This window comes from Nostoc sp. XA010, assembly GCF_020829625.1.
Lineage (GTDB): Bacteria > Cyanobacteriota > Cyanobacteriia > Cyanobacteriales > Nostocaceae > Nostoc.
In genome coordinates this window covers 1-14,644 of sequence record NZ_JAIVFX010000024.1, presented here as the reverse complement: position 1 = coordinate 14,644, position 14,644 = coordinate 1, and the positions used below count along the sequence as shown (strand labels likewise).

Annotated in this window: 19 protein-coding genes and 2 pseudogenes; 15 read left to right on the top strand and 6 right to left on the bottom strand. The window is 39.7% G+C overall.

Annotated elements, in window-relative coordinates; all coding sequences use genetic code 11:
• Positions 1 to 49 precede the first annotated feature (49 nt).
• From LC608_RS25990 to LC608_RS25980, 3 genes and pseudogenes are all read left to right on the top strand, one after another.
• Positions 50 to 547 (top strand): annotated as a pseudogene (locus LC608_RS25990) (DUF29 domain-containing protein).
• Between the two features lie 40 nt (positions 548 to 587).
• Positions 588 to 1,004, top strand: a complete 417-nt coding sequence (locus tag LC608_RS25985; protein ID WP_229556330.1) for a DUF2809 domain-containing protein — start codon at positions 588 to 590, stop codon at positions 1,002 to 1,004.
• Positions 982 to 1,209 carry a DUF167 domain-containing protein gene (locus LC608_RS25980; protein ID WP_229556329.1) on the top strand — a complete coding sequence of 76 codons (228 nt, stop codon included), beginning with the start codon at positions 982 to 984 and terminating at the stop codon, positions 1,207 to 1,209. The genes LC608_RS25985 and LC608_RS25980 overlap by 23 nt, the downstream gene beginning before the upstream one ends.
• A gap of 126 nt (positions 1,210 to 1,335) precedes the next feature.
• On the opposite strand, the gene LC608_RS25975 is transcribed toward LC608_RS25980, so the two are convergent.
• A complete protein-coding gene (locus tag LC608_RS25975) occupies positions 1,336 to 1,947 on the bottom strand; it encodes a glutathione S-transferase family protein (protein ID WP_229556328.1) in 612 nt (203 codons plus the stop codon).
• A 196-nt stretch (positions 1,948 to 2,143) separates the two neighbouring features.
• Between LC608_RS25975 and LC608_RS25970 the strand changes: the two genes are divergently transcribed.
• The 5 genes from LC608_RS25970 (at position 2,144) to LC608_RS25950 (ending at position 6,374) form a co-directional block, all read left to right on the top strand.
• A complete protein-coding gene (locus LC608_RS25970) occupies positions 2,144 to 2,845 on the top strand; it encodes an SOS response-associated peptidase (protein ID WP_229556327.1) in 702 nt (233 codons plus the stop codon).
• Between the two features lie 94 nt (positions 2,846 to 2,939).
• Entirely contained in the window at positions 2,940 to 3,461 is a 522-nt protein-coding gene (locus LC608_RS25965; protein ID WP_229556326.1) for a photosystem I assembly protein Ycf3, read from the top strand.
• Between the two features lie 119 nt (positions 3,462 to 3,580).
• The gene (gene gatC / locus LC608_RS25960; RefSeq protein WP_109010682.1) at positions 3,581 to 3,871 is read left to right on the top strand and encodes an Asp-tRNA(Asn)/Glu-tRNA(Gln) amidotransferase subunit GatC; all 291 of its coding nucleotides are present in this window, start codon (positions 3,581 to 3,583) and stop codon (positions 3,869 to 3,871) included.
• A gap of 208 nt (positions 3,872 to 4,079) precedes the next feature.
• Complete coding sequence (locus LC608_RS25955) at positions 4,080 to 5,048, top strand: glutathione S-transferase family protein (RefSeq protein WP_229556325.1); 969 nt, start codon at positions 4,080 to 4,082, stop codon at positions 5,046 to 5,048.
• Between the two features lie 813 nt (positions 5,049 to 5,861).
• Positions 5,862 to 6,374, top strand: a complete 513-nt coding sequence (locus LC608_RS25950) for a hypothetical protein (protein WP_229556324.1) — start codon at positions 5,862 to 5,864, stop codon at positions 6,372 to 6,374.
• 59 nt (positions 6,375 to 6,433) lie between these two features.
• On the opposite strand, the gene LC608_RS25945 is transcribed toward LC608_RS25950, so the two are convergent.
• A complete protein-coding gene (locus tag LC608_RS25945) occupies positions 6,434 to 7,015 on the bottom strand; it encodes a thioredoxin family protein (protein ID WP_229556323.1) in 582 nt (193 codons plus the stop codon).
• 142 nt (positions 7,016 to 7,157) lie between these two features.
• Positions 7,158 to 7,373: a chlorophyll a/b-binding protein gene (locus LC608_RS25940; RefSeq protein WP_099101899.1), complete on the bottom strand. Its 216-nt coding sequence runs from the start codon at positions 7,371 to 7,373 to the stop codon at positions 7,158 to 7,160.
• Positions 7,374 to 7,612: 239 nt separating this feature from the next.
• Between LC608_RS25940 and thyX the strand changes: the two genes are divergently transcribed.
• From thyX to dut, 6 genes and pseudogenes are all read left to right on the top strand, one after another.
• Positions 7,613 to 8,335: an FAD-dependent thymidylate synthase gene (gene thyX / locus LC608_RS25935; RefSeq protein ID WP_229556322.1), complete on the top strand. Its 723-nt coding sequence runs from the start codon at positions 7,613 to 7,615 to the stop codon at positions 8,333 to 8,335.
• Between the two features lie 107 nt (positions 8,336 to 8,442).
• Positions 8,443 to 9,292: pseudogene (locus LC608_RS25930) on the top strand (Rpn family recombination-promoting nuclease/putative transposase).
• A 36-nt stretch (positions 9,293 to 9,328) separates the two neighbouring features.
• On the top strand, positions 9,329 to 9,580 hold the full coding sequence (locus LC608_RS25925; RefSeq protein WP_229556321.1) for a DUF433 domain-containing protein: 252 nt from the start codon (positions 9,329 to 9,331) through the stop codon (positions 9,578 to 9,580).
• A complete protein-coding gene (locus tag LC608_RS25920; protein ID WP_229556320.1) occupies positions 9,564 to 9,710 on the top strand; it encodes a DUF5615 family PIN-like protein in 147 nt (48 codons plus the stop codon). Before LC608_RS25925 ends, LC608_RS25920 begins: the two co-directional genes overlap by 17 nt.
• An 85-nt stretch (positions 9,711 to 9,795) precedes the next feature.
• Positions 9,796 to 10,851 (top strand): hypothetical protein, encoded by a 1,056-nt coding sequence (locus LC608_RS25915; RefSeq protein WP_229556319.1) that lies wholly within the window; start codon positions 9,796 to 9,798, stop codon positions 10,849 to 10,851.
• Between the two features lie 99 nt (positions 10,852 to 10,950).
• Positions 10,951 to 11,385, top strand: coding sequence for a dUTP diphosphatase (gene dut, locus LC608_RS25910; RefSeq protein WP_229556318.1), 435 nt, complete (start codon positions 10,951 to 10,953; stop codon positions 11,383 to 11,385).
• Between the two features lie 29 nt (positions 11,386 to 11,414).
• On the opposite strand, the gene dcd is transcribed toward dut, so the two are convergent.
• Positions 11,415 to 11,984, bottom strand: a complete 570-nt coding sequence (gene dcd, locus LC608_RS25905) for a dCTP deaminase (RefSeq protein ID WP_229556396.1) — start codon at positions 11,982 to 11,984, stop codon at positions 11,415 to 11,417.
• Positions 11,985 to 12,077: 93 nt separating this feature from the next.
• Positions 12,078 to 12,614 carry a P-loop NTPase family protein gene (locus LC608_RS25900; RefSeq protein WP_229556317.1) on the bottom strand — a complete coding sequence of 179 codons (537 nt, stop codon included), beginning with the start codon at positions 12,612 to 12,614 and terminating at the stop codon, positions 12,078 to 12,080.
• 344 nt (positions 12,615 to 12,958) lie between these two features.
• Between LC608_RS25900 and LC608_RS25895 the strand changes: the two genes are divergently transcribed.
• Positions 12,959 to 13,582, top strand: a complete 624-nt coding sequence (locus LC608_RS25895; protein ID WP_229556316.1) for a nucleoside monophosphate kinase — start codon at positions 12,959 to 12,961, stop codon at positions 13,580 to 13,582.
• Between the two features lie 291 nt (positions 13,583 to 13,873).
• Here the strand turns inward: LC608_RS25895 and LC608_RS25890 are convergent.
• On the bottom strand, positions 13,874 to 14,644 hold a 771-nt coding region (locus LC608_RS25890), incomplete at its 5' end, for an HNH endonuclease (protein WP_229556315.1).

Here is a 14,644-nt window from a genome sequence, read left to right as displayed (position 1 = left end):
ATGATCCTTTACTATAATTAGGGAAAGTTCACCAGGTTTTGAACCCACTATGCAGATACCACAAACCGAACAACCTGCGGTAAACTTGATGCCAAACCTCTACGCAAATGACTTTTACACTTGGACTCAAGAACAAGCTAATCTTCTGCGTTATCACCAATGGAGCCAGCTTGACTTGCCAAATTTAATTGAGGAAATTGAATCTTTGGGAAGAAAGGAACGCCAAGAATTGAGAAATCCTCTTAGTATATTAATTGGACATTTGCTCAAATGGTAATATCAACCAAATCAACGCAGTCGTAGTTGGTTAGCAACAATTTGAGTACAACGACGGGAAATTATCAAGTTGTTGAGCGAGAATCCTAGTCTGAAACCTTACTTTGAAGAAGCACTCCAGGAATCTTTTGAAAATGGTAGAGATTTAGCATCAGGAGAAATAAATTTGCCACTCTCAACTTTTCCCCAGCAATGTTTATATACTTTTGAGGAAATTTTGAGCGATCGCTTTTATCCGGGTGAGCCTGCACCAGATAATTTAATGGGATAAAAGCAATGTTTAAAACGGGCTACGCTTATGCAATGAGAAAATGCTCCAACATCGTAACCAAACAATATTTATTATTCTTTCTCTCCTCATGGTTGTACCGATGGGCTTTTTGTTTAAGTACTACACTGGCCCTGCCCATCAGTGGTTTAATGACTACGGAGCAGCTATATTTTACGAAATATTTTGGTGTCTGTTTGCATTTTGGTTTTTCAGAAGTCGGGCGGCGATAATCCAAATTCCTATATGGATTTTTGTCATCACTTGTATACTAGAATTCTTGCAACTTTGGCATCCGCCGCTATTAGAGGAAATTCGCGCCACCTTGATAGGCAAATTGTTACTTGGTACTACCTTTGTTTGGTGGGATTTTCCTCATTATGTATTGGGTTGTGTTTTAGGTTGGTTGTGGCTGCGACAATTACAGAAAATAGGTTATGCAAAAAAAAGTCAAGGTTAAACCTAATTCAAAACAGCAAAAAATTGAAGAACAACCTGATGGCAGTTTAATTGTGTATTTAAAATCGCCCCCAGTTGATGGTAAGGCTAATGAAGAGTTAATTAAACTATTAGCAAATAAATTTGATGTAGCCAAATCTGATATCAGAATAAAATCAGGTTTGTCCTCTCGGCAAAAGCTGATAGAAATTGATACAGACTACTAGTAGCTCCTTAGTAATAACTTTATTGGAAGACTCTGCTTCCTGCTGAATGTGAGGCAATATCCCACCCAATATATCCTCTAGCAAAGCCAAGAAACGAGAGACACACAAAAAAGCAAAATCGAGTTTTTATGCTTGTGTAATACTGATATAGCTTGGTTGAGCTTTGACTCTTTTTATCCAAGCTTGGATAGCAGGAAATTGGGTTAAATCGAACCCACCTTCATCAGCTACATGAGTGTACGCGAACAAGGCGATATCAGCAATCGTGTAACGCTCTCCTACAAAAAAAGTGTGAAAAGTTAAGTGTTTTTCCATCAGGTTAAGTGCTGCATAACCTGGTTCACGTTTTTGCTTTATAGCTTCACTATATTCTTCAGTTTTACCTAAAATAGAAATCCAGAATCTTGATGTAGCAATAAAAGGCTCATGGCTATACTGTTCAAAACATAACCATTGCAGCACCTGCGCTCGTAAAAAGCGATCATAGGGGAAAAATTCTGTACCTTCACTTAGATATACCAATATGGCATTTGATTCTGCCAAGTATTTCCCTGGCTCAATTTCAATAATAGGTATCTTTCCATTGGGATTTTTACTTAAAAATTCTGGTGTTCGAGTCTCGGCTTTCAAAATGTTAAGCTCTACCCTCTCAAAAGGCATACCTAGTTGTGTTAATAAAAGACGTATCTTATAACCATTACCAGAAGGTAAAAAATCGTACAGACGCAGTAGTTCCATGCTAAAATGCAGTTAACAATATGTTGATAAGTAGAGGTTCAAAATACAATATCTTACCAAAATATTTTCCCAAAACCGGATGATTTTTTTGAAGATTTAGCTTAGAAGTACTAAAGAAAATTATCTGAAAAAATAAAAAACATTATTCATTTCTAGATTGAGATGTTTAATTTAGTCAGTGGTCGAGAATAAAAGTATGTGTGGAAGATTTACTTTAAATCAGTCAGCAGAAGCTTTAGCTCAAGTTTTCCATGTCGAGCCAGTTCTGGATTTTGCAGCCGGATATAACATCGCGCCTACCCAAATGGTGGCAACAGTGTTACAAAATCCCGAAAACGAAAAGCGTGAATTTAAGCAATTGTATTGGGGATTAATTCCGTCATGGGCGAAAGATGCAGGGATGGGGGCAAAGCTGATTAACGCTAGGGCTGAAACTGTTGCCGAAAAACCTTCTTTTCGTTCGGCTTTTAAGCATCGACGCTGTTTAGTGATAGCTGATGGCTTTTATGAGTGGCAACGGCAACAAGGCAAAAAGCAGCCATTTTATTTTCGCCTTCAAGATGGGCAACCCTTCGCCTTTGCAGGTTTGTGGGAGAAATGGCGATCGCCTGCTAACGAAGAAATAATCTCTTGTACAATTTTGACAACCGCAGCTAACGAATTACTCCAACCTATCCACGAGCGGATGCCAGTGATTCTAGAGCCAGAAGATTACGATTTATGGCTAGATTCCCAAGTGCAAACGCCCCAAACCCTACAGCAGCTATTGCGTCCCTATCCAGCGCCAGCAATGACTGCGTATCCGGTTAGCACCTTGGTAAACAACTCTCGGCATAATAGTCCAGAGTGCATCATTCCACTCAGTGAGGAGAATGCACCCACAAATCAGTTAAATTAGCTATTGAGTGGACTGGGGATTAGACGAAGAGGGAAGATTTCCAATACCTAATACCCAGTCCCCAATCCCCAATCTCCAATCCCCAGAGACTACTATGCCAAGAACACAAAAGAACGATAATTTTGTTGACAAATCCTTTACAGTGATGGCAGATATCATCCTGAAGATCCTGCCAACCAACAAAAAAGCTAAAGAAGCGTTTGTTTATTATCGAGATGGCATGTCAGCCCAAGCAGAAGGGGAATATGCTGAAGCATTGGAATATTATGAAGAAGCTCTAACACTAGAGGATGATACCAACGATCGCGGCTATATTCTCTACAATATGGGGCTAATCTATGCCAGCAATGGCGACCACAACAAAGCTTTAGAACTGTACCACCAGGCAGTTGAGTTAAACCCACGTATGCCCCAAGCTTTGAACAACATCGCTGTGATTTATCACTACCAAGGCGAAAAAGAGAAAGAAGCTGGAGATAACGAGGCTGGCGAAGCACTGTTTGACCAAGCCGCAGACTATTGGATTCGAGCTGTTCGCATGGCTCCCAATAACTATATCGAAGCTCAAAACTGGTTGAAAACCACCGGGCGATCGCAAATTGACGTATTCTTCTAAAAGTGATGAGTTAGGAATTATGAATCATTCAATCCTAACTCTTGTACACACGCGATTAATCGCGTCTCTCCTAATAGACGCGATTAATCCTATCTTTCTTAACTCCTAACTAAAAAAATATGATTGACCAAGAACAAGTTCATAAAGTAGCTAATCTTGCTCGTTTAGAATTAACTCCCGAAGAAGAAGAACAATTCACGACTCAGTTAGGAAGTATTCTGGATTATATTCAACAGTTGGATGAACTTGATGTTAGTAATGTGCCCCCAACAACGCGGGCAATTGATGTCAGCAACATCACACGAGAGGATAAATTACAACCCTATCCTGACCGAGAAAGCATCCTCAACAGTGCGCCTGAACAAGAAGGCGAATTTTTCAAAGTACCAAAAATCCTCAACGCTGAATAGTCAGCCCCTACGGGGAAGTCAAAAGTCAAAAGTCAAAAGTCAAAAGTTTTAGATTGTTGACCGTGCCAATTTGAGATTTTAGATTAAAAAATTAAAAATTATTTTGATTCATGCCCTGAGCAAGCAGTCGGCTGGGCGGAACAATCTAAAATCAAAAATTTAAAATCCAAAATTGTTTGACTTTTGACTAATAACTAAGGAGATAATTATGGGTTTGGGAATTCTTAAGGATGGTCAATGGATATCTCGAAGAGATCAAGAAGACTCAGAAGGTAAATTTATCCGTCCATCAACTACTTTCCGCAACCACATCACAGCCGATGGTTCTAGTGGCTTGAAAGCTGAAGCAGGGCGCTATCATCTGTATATTTCTTGGGCTTGCCCTTGGGCGTGTCGCACTGCCATTCTCCGCCAATTGAAAGGACTCCAAGATGTCATTGGGTTATCAGTTGTTGCCGCAGAAATTGATCAAAATAGCTGGGAATTTGGCGATGAACCGGGGTGCATTCCCGATACAATCAACGGGACTCAATATCTTTGGCAACTTTATCTAAAAGCTGATCCTAACTATAGCGGTCGGGTGACAGTTCCAGTTTTATGGAATATACAAAATGGGACAATTGTCAATAATGAGTCCCGCGAAATCATTCGGATGTTTGATACAGAATTCAATGCTTTCGCTAAACAAAATATCAACTTTTATCCAGAACATTTACAAAAAGTAATTGACGAGACAATTGATACAATTTATCAACCAATAAATAACGGTGTCTACCGGGCGGGATTTGCTACCACTCAGTCGGCTTATGATGAAGCAGTAACGGAATTATTCACCGCTCTCGACTACTGGGAAAAAGTATTGGGAAATCAACGCTATCTTTGCGGAAATCAAATTACTGAGGCGGACTGGTGTATGTTCACTACTCTGTTTCGTTTCGATGTAGTTTATTATGTGCATTTCAAATGCAATTTACGCAGAATTGTAGATTATCCGAATCTGTGGAATTATCTCAAAGAACTTTACCAATTGCCGGGAGTTAAAGAAACTTGCAACCTTGACCACATCAAGCGGCATTATTATAGAAGCCATCCCCAAGTTAACCCAACTCGTATTGTACCCAAAGGGCCACTGATTGATTTTGATGCACCCCATAACCGGGATAAAATATTTGCTTGATTGTTTTGTTCGCTTGTCGTGTCATCGCTTCATGAGGATTACATGTAGCCCAGAACTTAGTACGATTCATCTGGGGTAAAAAATTTCATAGCGTTAATTTTTGCGAAATATACATGACCCAGTACAAATACTCAAAATTACAGTAATTCGATAAGGTTTAGAGGATATTTGAAAAGTCCTTTTGTCGAGCTTGAAAACAACTAAGAGTGCCGCGGAGTTCTTCTTTTAAAAGAAGTTACAAAATTTCGGTTAGAGCGTCCAACATTAGACGGTGCTAATAAATCCCCAACCACCCGGATGTCACCCCGTAAAAGCAGCTAAAAAGGGGCCATTGAATAATTTAACTTGTGAGAAAGGTCTTCGTGAGTTTCTACGGTTATAACAGAAGGCTACATTAGGATACACTGGCTTTTGAATACACCTGAAGTTCAGCAGCAACAAACAAAATCGCTGCTGGTGACTTTCTGCCTAGTATCTTATTGCTTTTTGCTGTATGAAACTTACTCAAATCTACGGCAAGTCTCCCTCAAGAAGGTTTCTTAACATCTAAAAAGACTCCCACTCTTTTGAGGCTATAGCTTTAGAATATTTACAAGCTTTACTTACGAATTAGCTCTCTCTAGAGAAAGAAAGTACCGTCTTTGCTGTCTAAGCTGACATTCTACCTGTTTCTATTGGTATCTGTGTAGCTTAACAAATCGGCGGATTCATTAATATTAAGCCTGTTTTACTATTTAGTTCTTACCCTGGCCTATCAGACTGCCTAGTGTTCTATTTAACTTTGTTCAATAGCTTTTAACCCTTATCGCTCCCATGCTGACCCATCACCGCAAGCCCGTGTGCTTATCACTTATTTCCACTGACCTACCAATCTGGTCTGTTGTGGAAACTGCCGCGACATTGTATCAAAAAGATACTGATAGATTCCATTTGCTGCTGACCGCACCGCCCCTAATTAGCTGTGAAGTAGAAAGTGCCGTAAGTCCAGAGGATACACTTCCCCAAAGTAAGAGCAAAGCTTACGCCCCTAACAGTCCCAGAATTTTGTGGCTGGAGATTTCCCCTTACCGAGTCATCATGACTATGCAAGGTAACGCTCAAGTGAGTTACCGTCACTTTTGGGAACGGGGCGTTTATGGCATTAGTCGCTATTGGTTGCCAACTGAGTCGTTGCAACCTAACAATCCTATTCGTTTACGAAATTTTACTAGTAGCCTAATTCTCAACGGACATCCCTTGCCAGAACATTTGCGTCTGGAATATGAATTATGGGCAGAAAAAGTTCAATTAGGATGCTACATACTGAATTTAGAAATTAAACATTGATAATCATGGGGAGTAGGGAGTAGGGAAAACTTTTCCCAATGCCCCATGCCCAATCTTTTTCAACCAAAATAACTGGGTTGGTTTCCAGGTTTCCATTTAATATTGCAACCAACACTCGGCTTTTGGTCGCTTGTAACAGGTTTACCCGCCAGCACTGCTTCAATGGCTGCGCGTAAATCTGCGCCTGTTACGGGTTTACCATTACTGGGGCGGCTATCATCTAATTGTCCCCGATAAACAAGTTGCCGTTGCTCATCAAATACAAAAAAATCAGGTGTGCAAGCTGCGGTATAAGCCTTTGCCGTTTCCTGGCTCTCGTCGTAGCATAAGGTAAAATTAAATCCTTGTTCTGTTGCAAATGCTTGTAACGACTCTGGCGCATCATCTGGGTAATTTTGTGCATCGTTAGCACTAATGGCAACGATCGCTAAATCACCTGTAAAATAATCTTTTCCTAACTGCACTAATTCTTGTTGAATGTGCTTTACAAATGGGCAATGCCGACAAATAAACATTACCAACAGTGCTTTTTTATCTGCAAAGGTGGAAAGTGAAGTTGCCTTTCCAGATACTACTTCCGGTAGATTAAAATCTGGTGCTTTTGTGCCTAATGGCAACATAGTTGAAGCAGTTAAAGCCATAGTTCACCCAATATTTTTACGCTGATAGCGGCTTTTGCTATCAGTATATTTTTACTCTAGCACTAAGTTTTCCATAAATTAAGAGACGGTAAATTTACCGTCTCTTACTGTTTGTTGAGAATTAAGTTATAGAAATTAGTTTTTATAGACTTGCCAAAACACCAACAATGCCGTGTCCTGTGAATACTTCTAATGCTATCAGAGAGACAAAACCAATCATTGCTAAACGACCGTTGAGCATTTCTGCATAGGGAGTGAAACCAGTGCGATCGCCTTGCTCATCTATATAAACCTTTGGCTCGATCGCAAAGTTGTTCAGTTTGCCTTGGTCGTCAATTATAGCAGTGTTTGTACGCATGGATTTTTCCCTGTCTTCTCTTTATGTAAATAACTGTAACAAAGTTATTAATTTTTGTAAAGTATCTTAATCTGCTCAAGTAGAAGTCCCAGCCAGAGATATGATCATGGATCGAGTTCAAAGCTATGTATAACAAACAGGCTCCGCTCCTTCTGCGTAAGCAATCTCAGTCACGGTAGTTTCTCATGGGGGAAACCCCCAAGACCGAACTACCTCATTAATCCATTCCCCAAAAACTAATGCATCGATTTCGAGTAGAGGTTATTGCCAAAACGCCAAACCCGCAGCAGGTGATTTATGCCGCGATGCACCAAGACTATACTGATGGGTTCGTGTATGATGAGCGCGACTCTTGGCCCTCGGAGTCACAAAGCGGCGAAGTTATTGTTAAGCGACTTTTAGCGGGTGAGAGAGGACACTATGGGCCTCTAGAGCATCCCCAGATTGTTTTTAACTGTGGCTACTTTCCTCACAGCGTGATGCAGCAGGCTCGTACCCATCGTGTAGGAGTATCATTTGATGTTCAGTCTTTTAGGTACACAGGCAACCAATTTATTGACGTAGTAGAAGGTAAGAAAGACATAGAAGAAGTTTTTTACTTACGTCCCGTTGGTTATTACACCGATAGACAAGGAAAAAAGTACCACTATTCACCAGAGCAACGAGCAGCAGATTTGCAGTGGTGTCTAGAAGCAGCGAAACGATATAAAGCTGATTTTGAGGGTGGAATGTCTGAAGAACACGCAAGAGGTAAAGTACCTTTTGATTATCGCCAGCATTTTGTAGTTAGCTTCAATTTAAGGTCTTTCTTGCATTTTTGTGACCTGAGAAACAAGAAAGATGCTCAACTTGAAATTCAAAAGTTGTGTGAAATGATGTGGCCTCATTTTGAAGATTGGGCACCTGCGATCGCACAATGGTATGAAAAGCAGCGTCTAGGTAAGGCAAGATTAGCACCATAATCATATTTTGGGGCAATTCATACTGAATTCTGACGCCTCGGCGGAGCGTCTACGGCTCCGCTCCTGGGTTCTGAATTCTTTTTATAAAAAATTTGTAAAATACTTTCATGCGTCGAGATTCAATATTTTACAAACTATTTCAACAGTCTCCCACTTTGCTGTTTGAACTAGTGGCAAATCCTCCAAGCAATGCAGATAGTTATCGTTTTGATTCAGTCGCCGTTAAAGAACCAAAATTTGAAATTGACGGAGTATTTCTACCACCTGAAAGTGATGGTGCTGGAGTTGTATATTTTTGCGAGGTGCAGTTCCAGAAAGATGAACAACTTTATGAGAGAGTATGGGCTGAATCTTCGTTATATTTTTACCGCAACCGTGCCAGATTTAGCGACTGGCAAGCAGTGATAATTTACCCGTCGCGCAGTATCGAACAAAGCGATATTCATCCTCATCGCTCATTGCTAAACGGCGGACAGGTATATCGGGTGTATTTAGATGAATTAGGGGATATTCGTCAATTACCTATATGGGTGGCGCTGATGGTATTAACTACAGTGGATGAAGAACAAGCACTCTTATGAAGCAAGGTACTTGTTAACAAGAACCACTCAAGAAATGCTATCACCATCGAGTCGCGCCATAATTGAATTAATAACGACGATCATGGTGTACAGATTTGAACAATTAACTCAAACGGAGGTAGAGTCTATGTTAGGAATCACGCTGAAGGAAACGCGAGTTTACCGAGAAATTAAGGAAGAAGGACGTGAGGAAGGACGTGAGGAAGCAACAGCTAATCTTATTCTCCGGCAATTGACTAAGCGATTTGGGGAACTTTCTGAGGAAATACGCTCCTCAATTTCTGGTTTACCTTTGCCTGTTCTGGAAGATTTGAGTGAAGCACTGTTAGATTTTACTAGTTTGGCCGATTTACAGGTTTGGCTAGAAGCACGATGAAGGTTTAGACTATCTCATATAAACATTTGCAGGACGATGGATATTCAAAAAGTTCTGTGCGATCGCCGAATTATTTCCTCCGATCCAGATATTATGAGTGGTACTCCTGTGTTTGTTGGAACGCGAGTTCCATTGCAGACGTTTTTCGACTATCTAGAAGGCGAAGCAGGTTTAACCGAATTCTTAGAAGATTTTCCACATTTGCAAACTCAGGTGTTGCAAGTTCTAGAGGTGATTACAAAAGCAATGCTGAATCAGGAGCAAATTACTTATGCTCATTCTGCTTGATGAAAACCTTCTGAGTAAGAAGTTGAAGAAGCCGTTCATAGATGCAGGACATATAGTACAAAATGTAGAAGATATGGGCTGGCGTGGTGTCAAGGATAAGGAACTTTTGGCTTTAGCAGATAGACAATAGCCTGTCTTCATTCAAATAAGTACTATTACTGAGACTATCTTAAAAATTATAGTTTTATAATAGCCTCGTTGTACAAATAATTGCTATGCTGTCCGACCAAGATATAGAAGTATTACTTAATAAAGAAATTGTTATTTATCCATATAGACCAGAGAAAGATTTAACACCTGTTGGCTATAATCTTAACCCAAGTGATTTTGTGTTTTCTATAACGTATAAATGTTTAATTAAATCAACTTCTAATTTAGAAGGTAATAAAGTATTTAAGATTAAAAGACATGATACTGTTCTGATACCAGGGCAAACGCATCTAAAGTATAAGAATCCTTTAATAGCAAGGGTTTCAACGTTTTTAAATTTAGCCTATTTTTTCGTCAAGATCCTTATCCAGCAGGGGTTTCAGAAATGCCGTGCGTTCGCCCTGGTTCTGATACTGACACAAGAAGCAGTATGGGTTTCACAAAAAATAGGAGGTACTTTTCATTCAAAAGTAGGTGTGGTTTCACTTGGTTTTGGTCATATCTCTACCACACTTGATCCAGGATGGGCAGGCCCATTATTAATTTCGTTAAATAATCCCACAGATATCGAATTAGAATTGCCAGCAGACAAATCTTTTGTGACTTTAATATTCTATAAAGTTAGAAAGCCAGCTTTGCGAAACCATAATAATTCACCCAGTAGAGTGGATTTAATTGAACCAATATCTAAGCAAGTTTCTTTTAACCGCTCTAACAATAAAAGCAAATATTTTATTTTTCCTAATACAAAAGATGCTCAATTAGAACAAAATCAAGCGCAATTTATTGTAGCATCGCATAAAATAATTGCAGATCCTTTAGCTTATAATGAATTCAAGGAAAAATTTAAAGAGCTATCTAAAAATTCTAATCGCTATATTTTAAAAGGATTAAAAGTAAATGCAAGAAAAGACTTTTCAAATTCAATCTTTTTCTGGACATTAACGGTATTTGAAGTAGTTTTATGTTTAGTTTTATTATTAAAGCTTACTTCGGGATTGTTTCTTCTTGTTTACCCGCTTGATCTAACTATTAACCTAATTGATACAAATGGTTTTTTTGCGATAATAGCTATTCTAATTTCATGCTTACAGCTAACTGTTAATATGAAGCAAAATTAGATAAAATGTTTTTTAATATTGTGTAAATAAATATATATTATATTTATTTACGCTGCATATTTTGCAAGGTATCGTTCAAAATAAACATGACCCAAACTTATGGACAATATACTAAAAGTTAAACTGCTTGGAGACAAAGCTCGGCTACCAGAATATGCTCACGAAGGAGATGCTGGCTTAGATTTATTCTCTACAGTAGAAACTGTTATACAACCTGGAGAAAGTTCTTTAATTCCTATTGGTATTATAATTCAATTACCATCTAGAACAGAGGCACAAATTAGACCTCGTAGTGGTCTTGCTTTAAAACATCAAATAACTGTTTTGAACTCCCCAGGAACTATAGATGAAGGCTACCGAGGAGAAATTGGAGTAATTTTAATTAATCATGGTAAATTACCATTTACTATAGAAATAGGTATGAGAATAGCACAAATGGTTATCAAACCAGTTTTATCAGTTTCCATTAAAGCTATTGAAGAACTAGATATAACTTCTAGAGGTTCGGGAGGATTTGGCTCAACAGGAACATGAATTAAATTGAGTTATTTAGGAATATTCAGTTATACCTTTGCCAATGTAACAATCTCTAGCTGATCCTGATATTTGCCCCGACGAGCTTCATAACTAATAGCGCAGGGTTCACCTTCCAAAAACAGCAATTGCACCACGCCTTCATTAGCGTAAATGCGACAGTCAGCACTAGAAGAATTAGAAAACTCTAAGGTAAGATGACCCCGCCATGCAGCCTCAGCAGGTGTCAAATTTGCTATTATTCCACACCTAGCATATGTAGATTTACCTATACAAATCACTGTAATATTCTCAGGAACCTCTAGTTTTTCCAGAGCAACCCCAAGTCCATAGGAATGAGCAGGTAAAATAAAGTAACTGCCATTGGCATCTGTGTGCAGTGCTGTTGGCTCTAGATTTTGGGGATTAAAGTTTTTGGGATCAACTACAGTTCCGGGAATGTGGCGAAAAATGCGGAACTCAGCCGAGGAAAGGCGTATATCATAGCCATAAGAAGACAAACCGTAGCTAATTACAGGCTGAACCGCTACAGACTCATCTTTTTGTACTTTTCGGATTAAACTTGACTCAAAGGGCGAAATCAAACCCTGTTGAGCCATTTCAGTAATCCAGATATCGTTCTTAATCACAAGTTCGCTACTAACGTTAATTCAAACAGACTTGATATATTAGCACGAACTGAGTATTTTGATTTAAGGTCGATAACTGCGACGGATTTCTGTAATTTGATCTGCTACATCGAGAAGAGATTTTGGCATCTCTGGCCCTGTGAGAATGATATCGACGTGGGGAGGGCGTTTTGCCAGAAACGCTAAAACTTCTGTTTCAGGAATTAAACCAAAGTTAATCGCTAAACTTAACTCATCTAAGACAACGAGAGAATACTTACTCTCACATACTACCTGCTGTGTATACTGCCACAGGTTTTGTAAAGCTTGATTTTCAGTATCGTCTAAATGTGGTGTATCAATACAACGAGGCAAATCACAGCGAATCCAATCTAAATTTTGTCCTAGTTGTATAGGTCGATCCTGTCCTTGACGAATACCTCCTTTGAGAAACTGCACTATTAATACTGGCGTTCCTTGTCCAGCTATCCTCAGTGCTTGCGCCATAACGCTTGTAAAAAAGTTACGATGGGAGCTAGTGAAAACTTGCACTAGTCCTTCCACTGGATATGGTAAGGTAAGGGGTGAATTTATACTTTGAGTTTCTAGCTGGGCAACCATAGGGTAAAGTTCAAAAAATTACAATAAATTAAAGGTTTGTGCTGGCGGTATTTATTACAAATCTGCCTATATAATCTATCTGTTTTTCACAGTTGTGGTGAATTTGGCAAATCGCATTCTTAGTCAAACACTAGGTTTGTGCTGAAGTCAAGAGTTCTGTTGATTTAGATTTACGTATTTTGTCGGTAATTAGTTGCAAAAATGAAAACATTAGAATTACAGTTCCAATTATTTAAAAAAACTAGGTATAACGTCTGAAAATCGCTAAATGTTAGATTTATCGGTTATTTGGGCAAAACAGACTAACCAAGTAGTGAATTTGACAGCATGAGGAGTAAATTGTTGTGAGATTGGTGATTCTGGGAGGTTCAGGATCGGGTAAAAGCACTCAAGCACAAAGGCTTTGCAGATACTTTGATATTCCTTTGATTTCTACAGGTGAGATTTTACGGGAAGCGATATCTGGCGATAGCCTGCTCCCGGAGTTGCAATGGTCGGAAGCTGACCCCCGGACTTCTCTTTCGGTTTACGCTAGCCTGAGTGAACTAGGTTACCATGCCCGACCCTATATGCAAAAAGGGGAGTTAGTTCCAGACGAAATGATCGTTGAATTGATCCGAATTCGCCTCAGACAACCAGATATTAACTGCGATTGGGTGTTGGAAGGCTATCCCCGTACCGCCTTCCAAGCTGAAGAATTAGATTTTTTATTGGATAATTTAGAGCAAAAGCTAGATTGGGCAATTTATCTCCAAGTCCCAGAAGCTGTGATGGTTAGCCGATCCTTGGGGCGATCGCTACCAGATGACCAACCAGAAATCGTGCAACGCCGTGTAGAATTATTCTACGATCGCACCATTCCCATCCTAGAATATTACGACCGTCGTCGCTGTTTATTGACTATCAACGGCGACCAGTCACCAGATATGGTGCAGCAAAATATTTTGACTCTGCTTTCAGTTCCTTAGATAAAAAAGTAGGGGGACAAAGGATAATTATTGAATAAGTTTCTTCCTTGTCTCTTCCCACTCCCCACTTCTTATTCAGATAATTCGCAATAAGAGGGTAATCTTAAGGCAGTATTTTGACACTCTCAGGCCTAGAGAGACTGAGATTCTTTAATCAACGAGCTAACTTGCTCAGGTAGGATTACTCCAACCGGAGTAGAGGTCAATTCTCCTAAAGGGTAGGGTCGAGGTGTGCATTACTGCATCACCCCTCCCATTCGGAACCGTGCTTGCGACTTTCACCGCACACGGCTACTCAGTGTGTTGTCCATTTGTCAAATCGGACTTCCTGACAGCATGACCTATGAAATTAGGAATATCATGTATCCACTCCCAGTTAGTTTTATTCCAGAATTGAGAAAGTTTCTCTCGGAATTTTGAGTGGTCTTTTTTCCGAATTTCTATTAAATCAAGTGCGGTCTTTTCGTCGTGACAATGCCGATGCAGTAGTTGTAGGTTTTTGTATTCATCCTTGCCGCTTAATGCTCTGGGGATTTTATGGTCTACTTCTAAAACATCCCATTCTTGGAAGCTTAAACCGCACCAAGGACATTTACCCTTTTGAAGTTTTAGCAACTTAGCCTTACGATTAGGCATTTGGGGGTGTGTCCCTAATCTTTTACTCCAATAAACTGTGTCGCCATCGTATGGGCTTTTATCGCCTTTAACTTTTACATAGTCAGTGCTACTGCATTCAAACTGATTATGTTTTAGTAACCGAAGGGGGTTCGCGTACCCTTCCCTGGTTGCGAATACCCAGTTATCACCGTCTATGGTCGTCCAGTATCTATCTGAACCTGCTTTTGCTGTTACACATCGGCGTTTTGCCCATCGTCGAAGTTTCAGGTATGTGAGGTAGTCTTGTTTTGAGAGTTCTCCGACTGTTTTTGCGTCGGATTTTGAATAGTAGGAAGTCCATCCCCTTATGACAGGGTTGAGGTCTGTTATGAGTGTCGCTTGGGGCGAATACCTATATTTTCTGATGATTCTTCCGACTTCCTCGATATGAGCCTTACTCGCCTT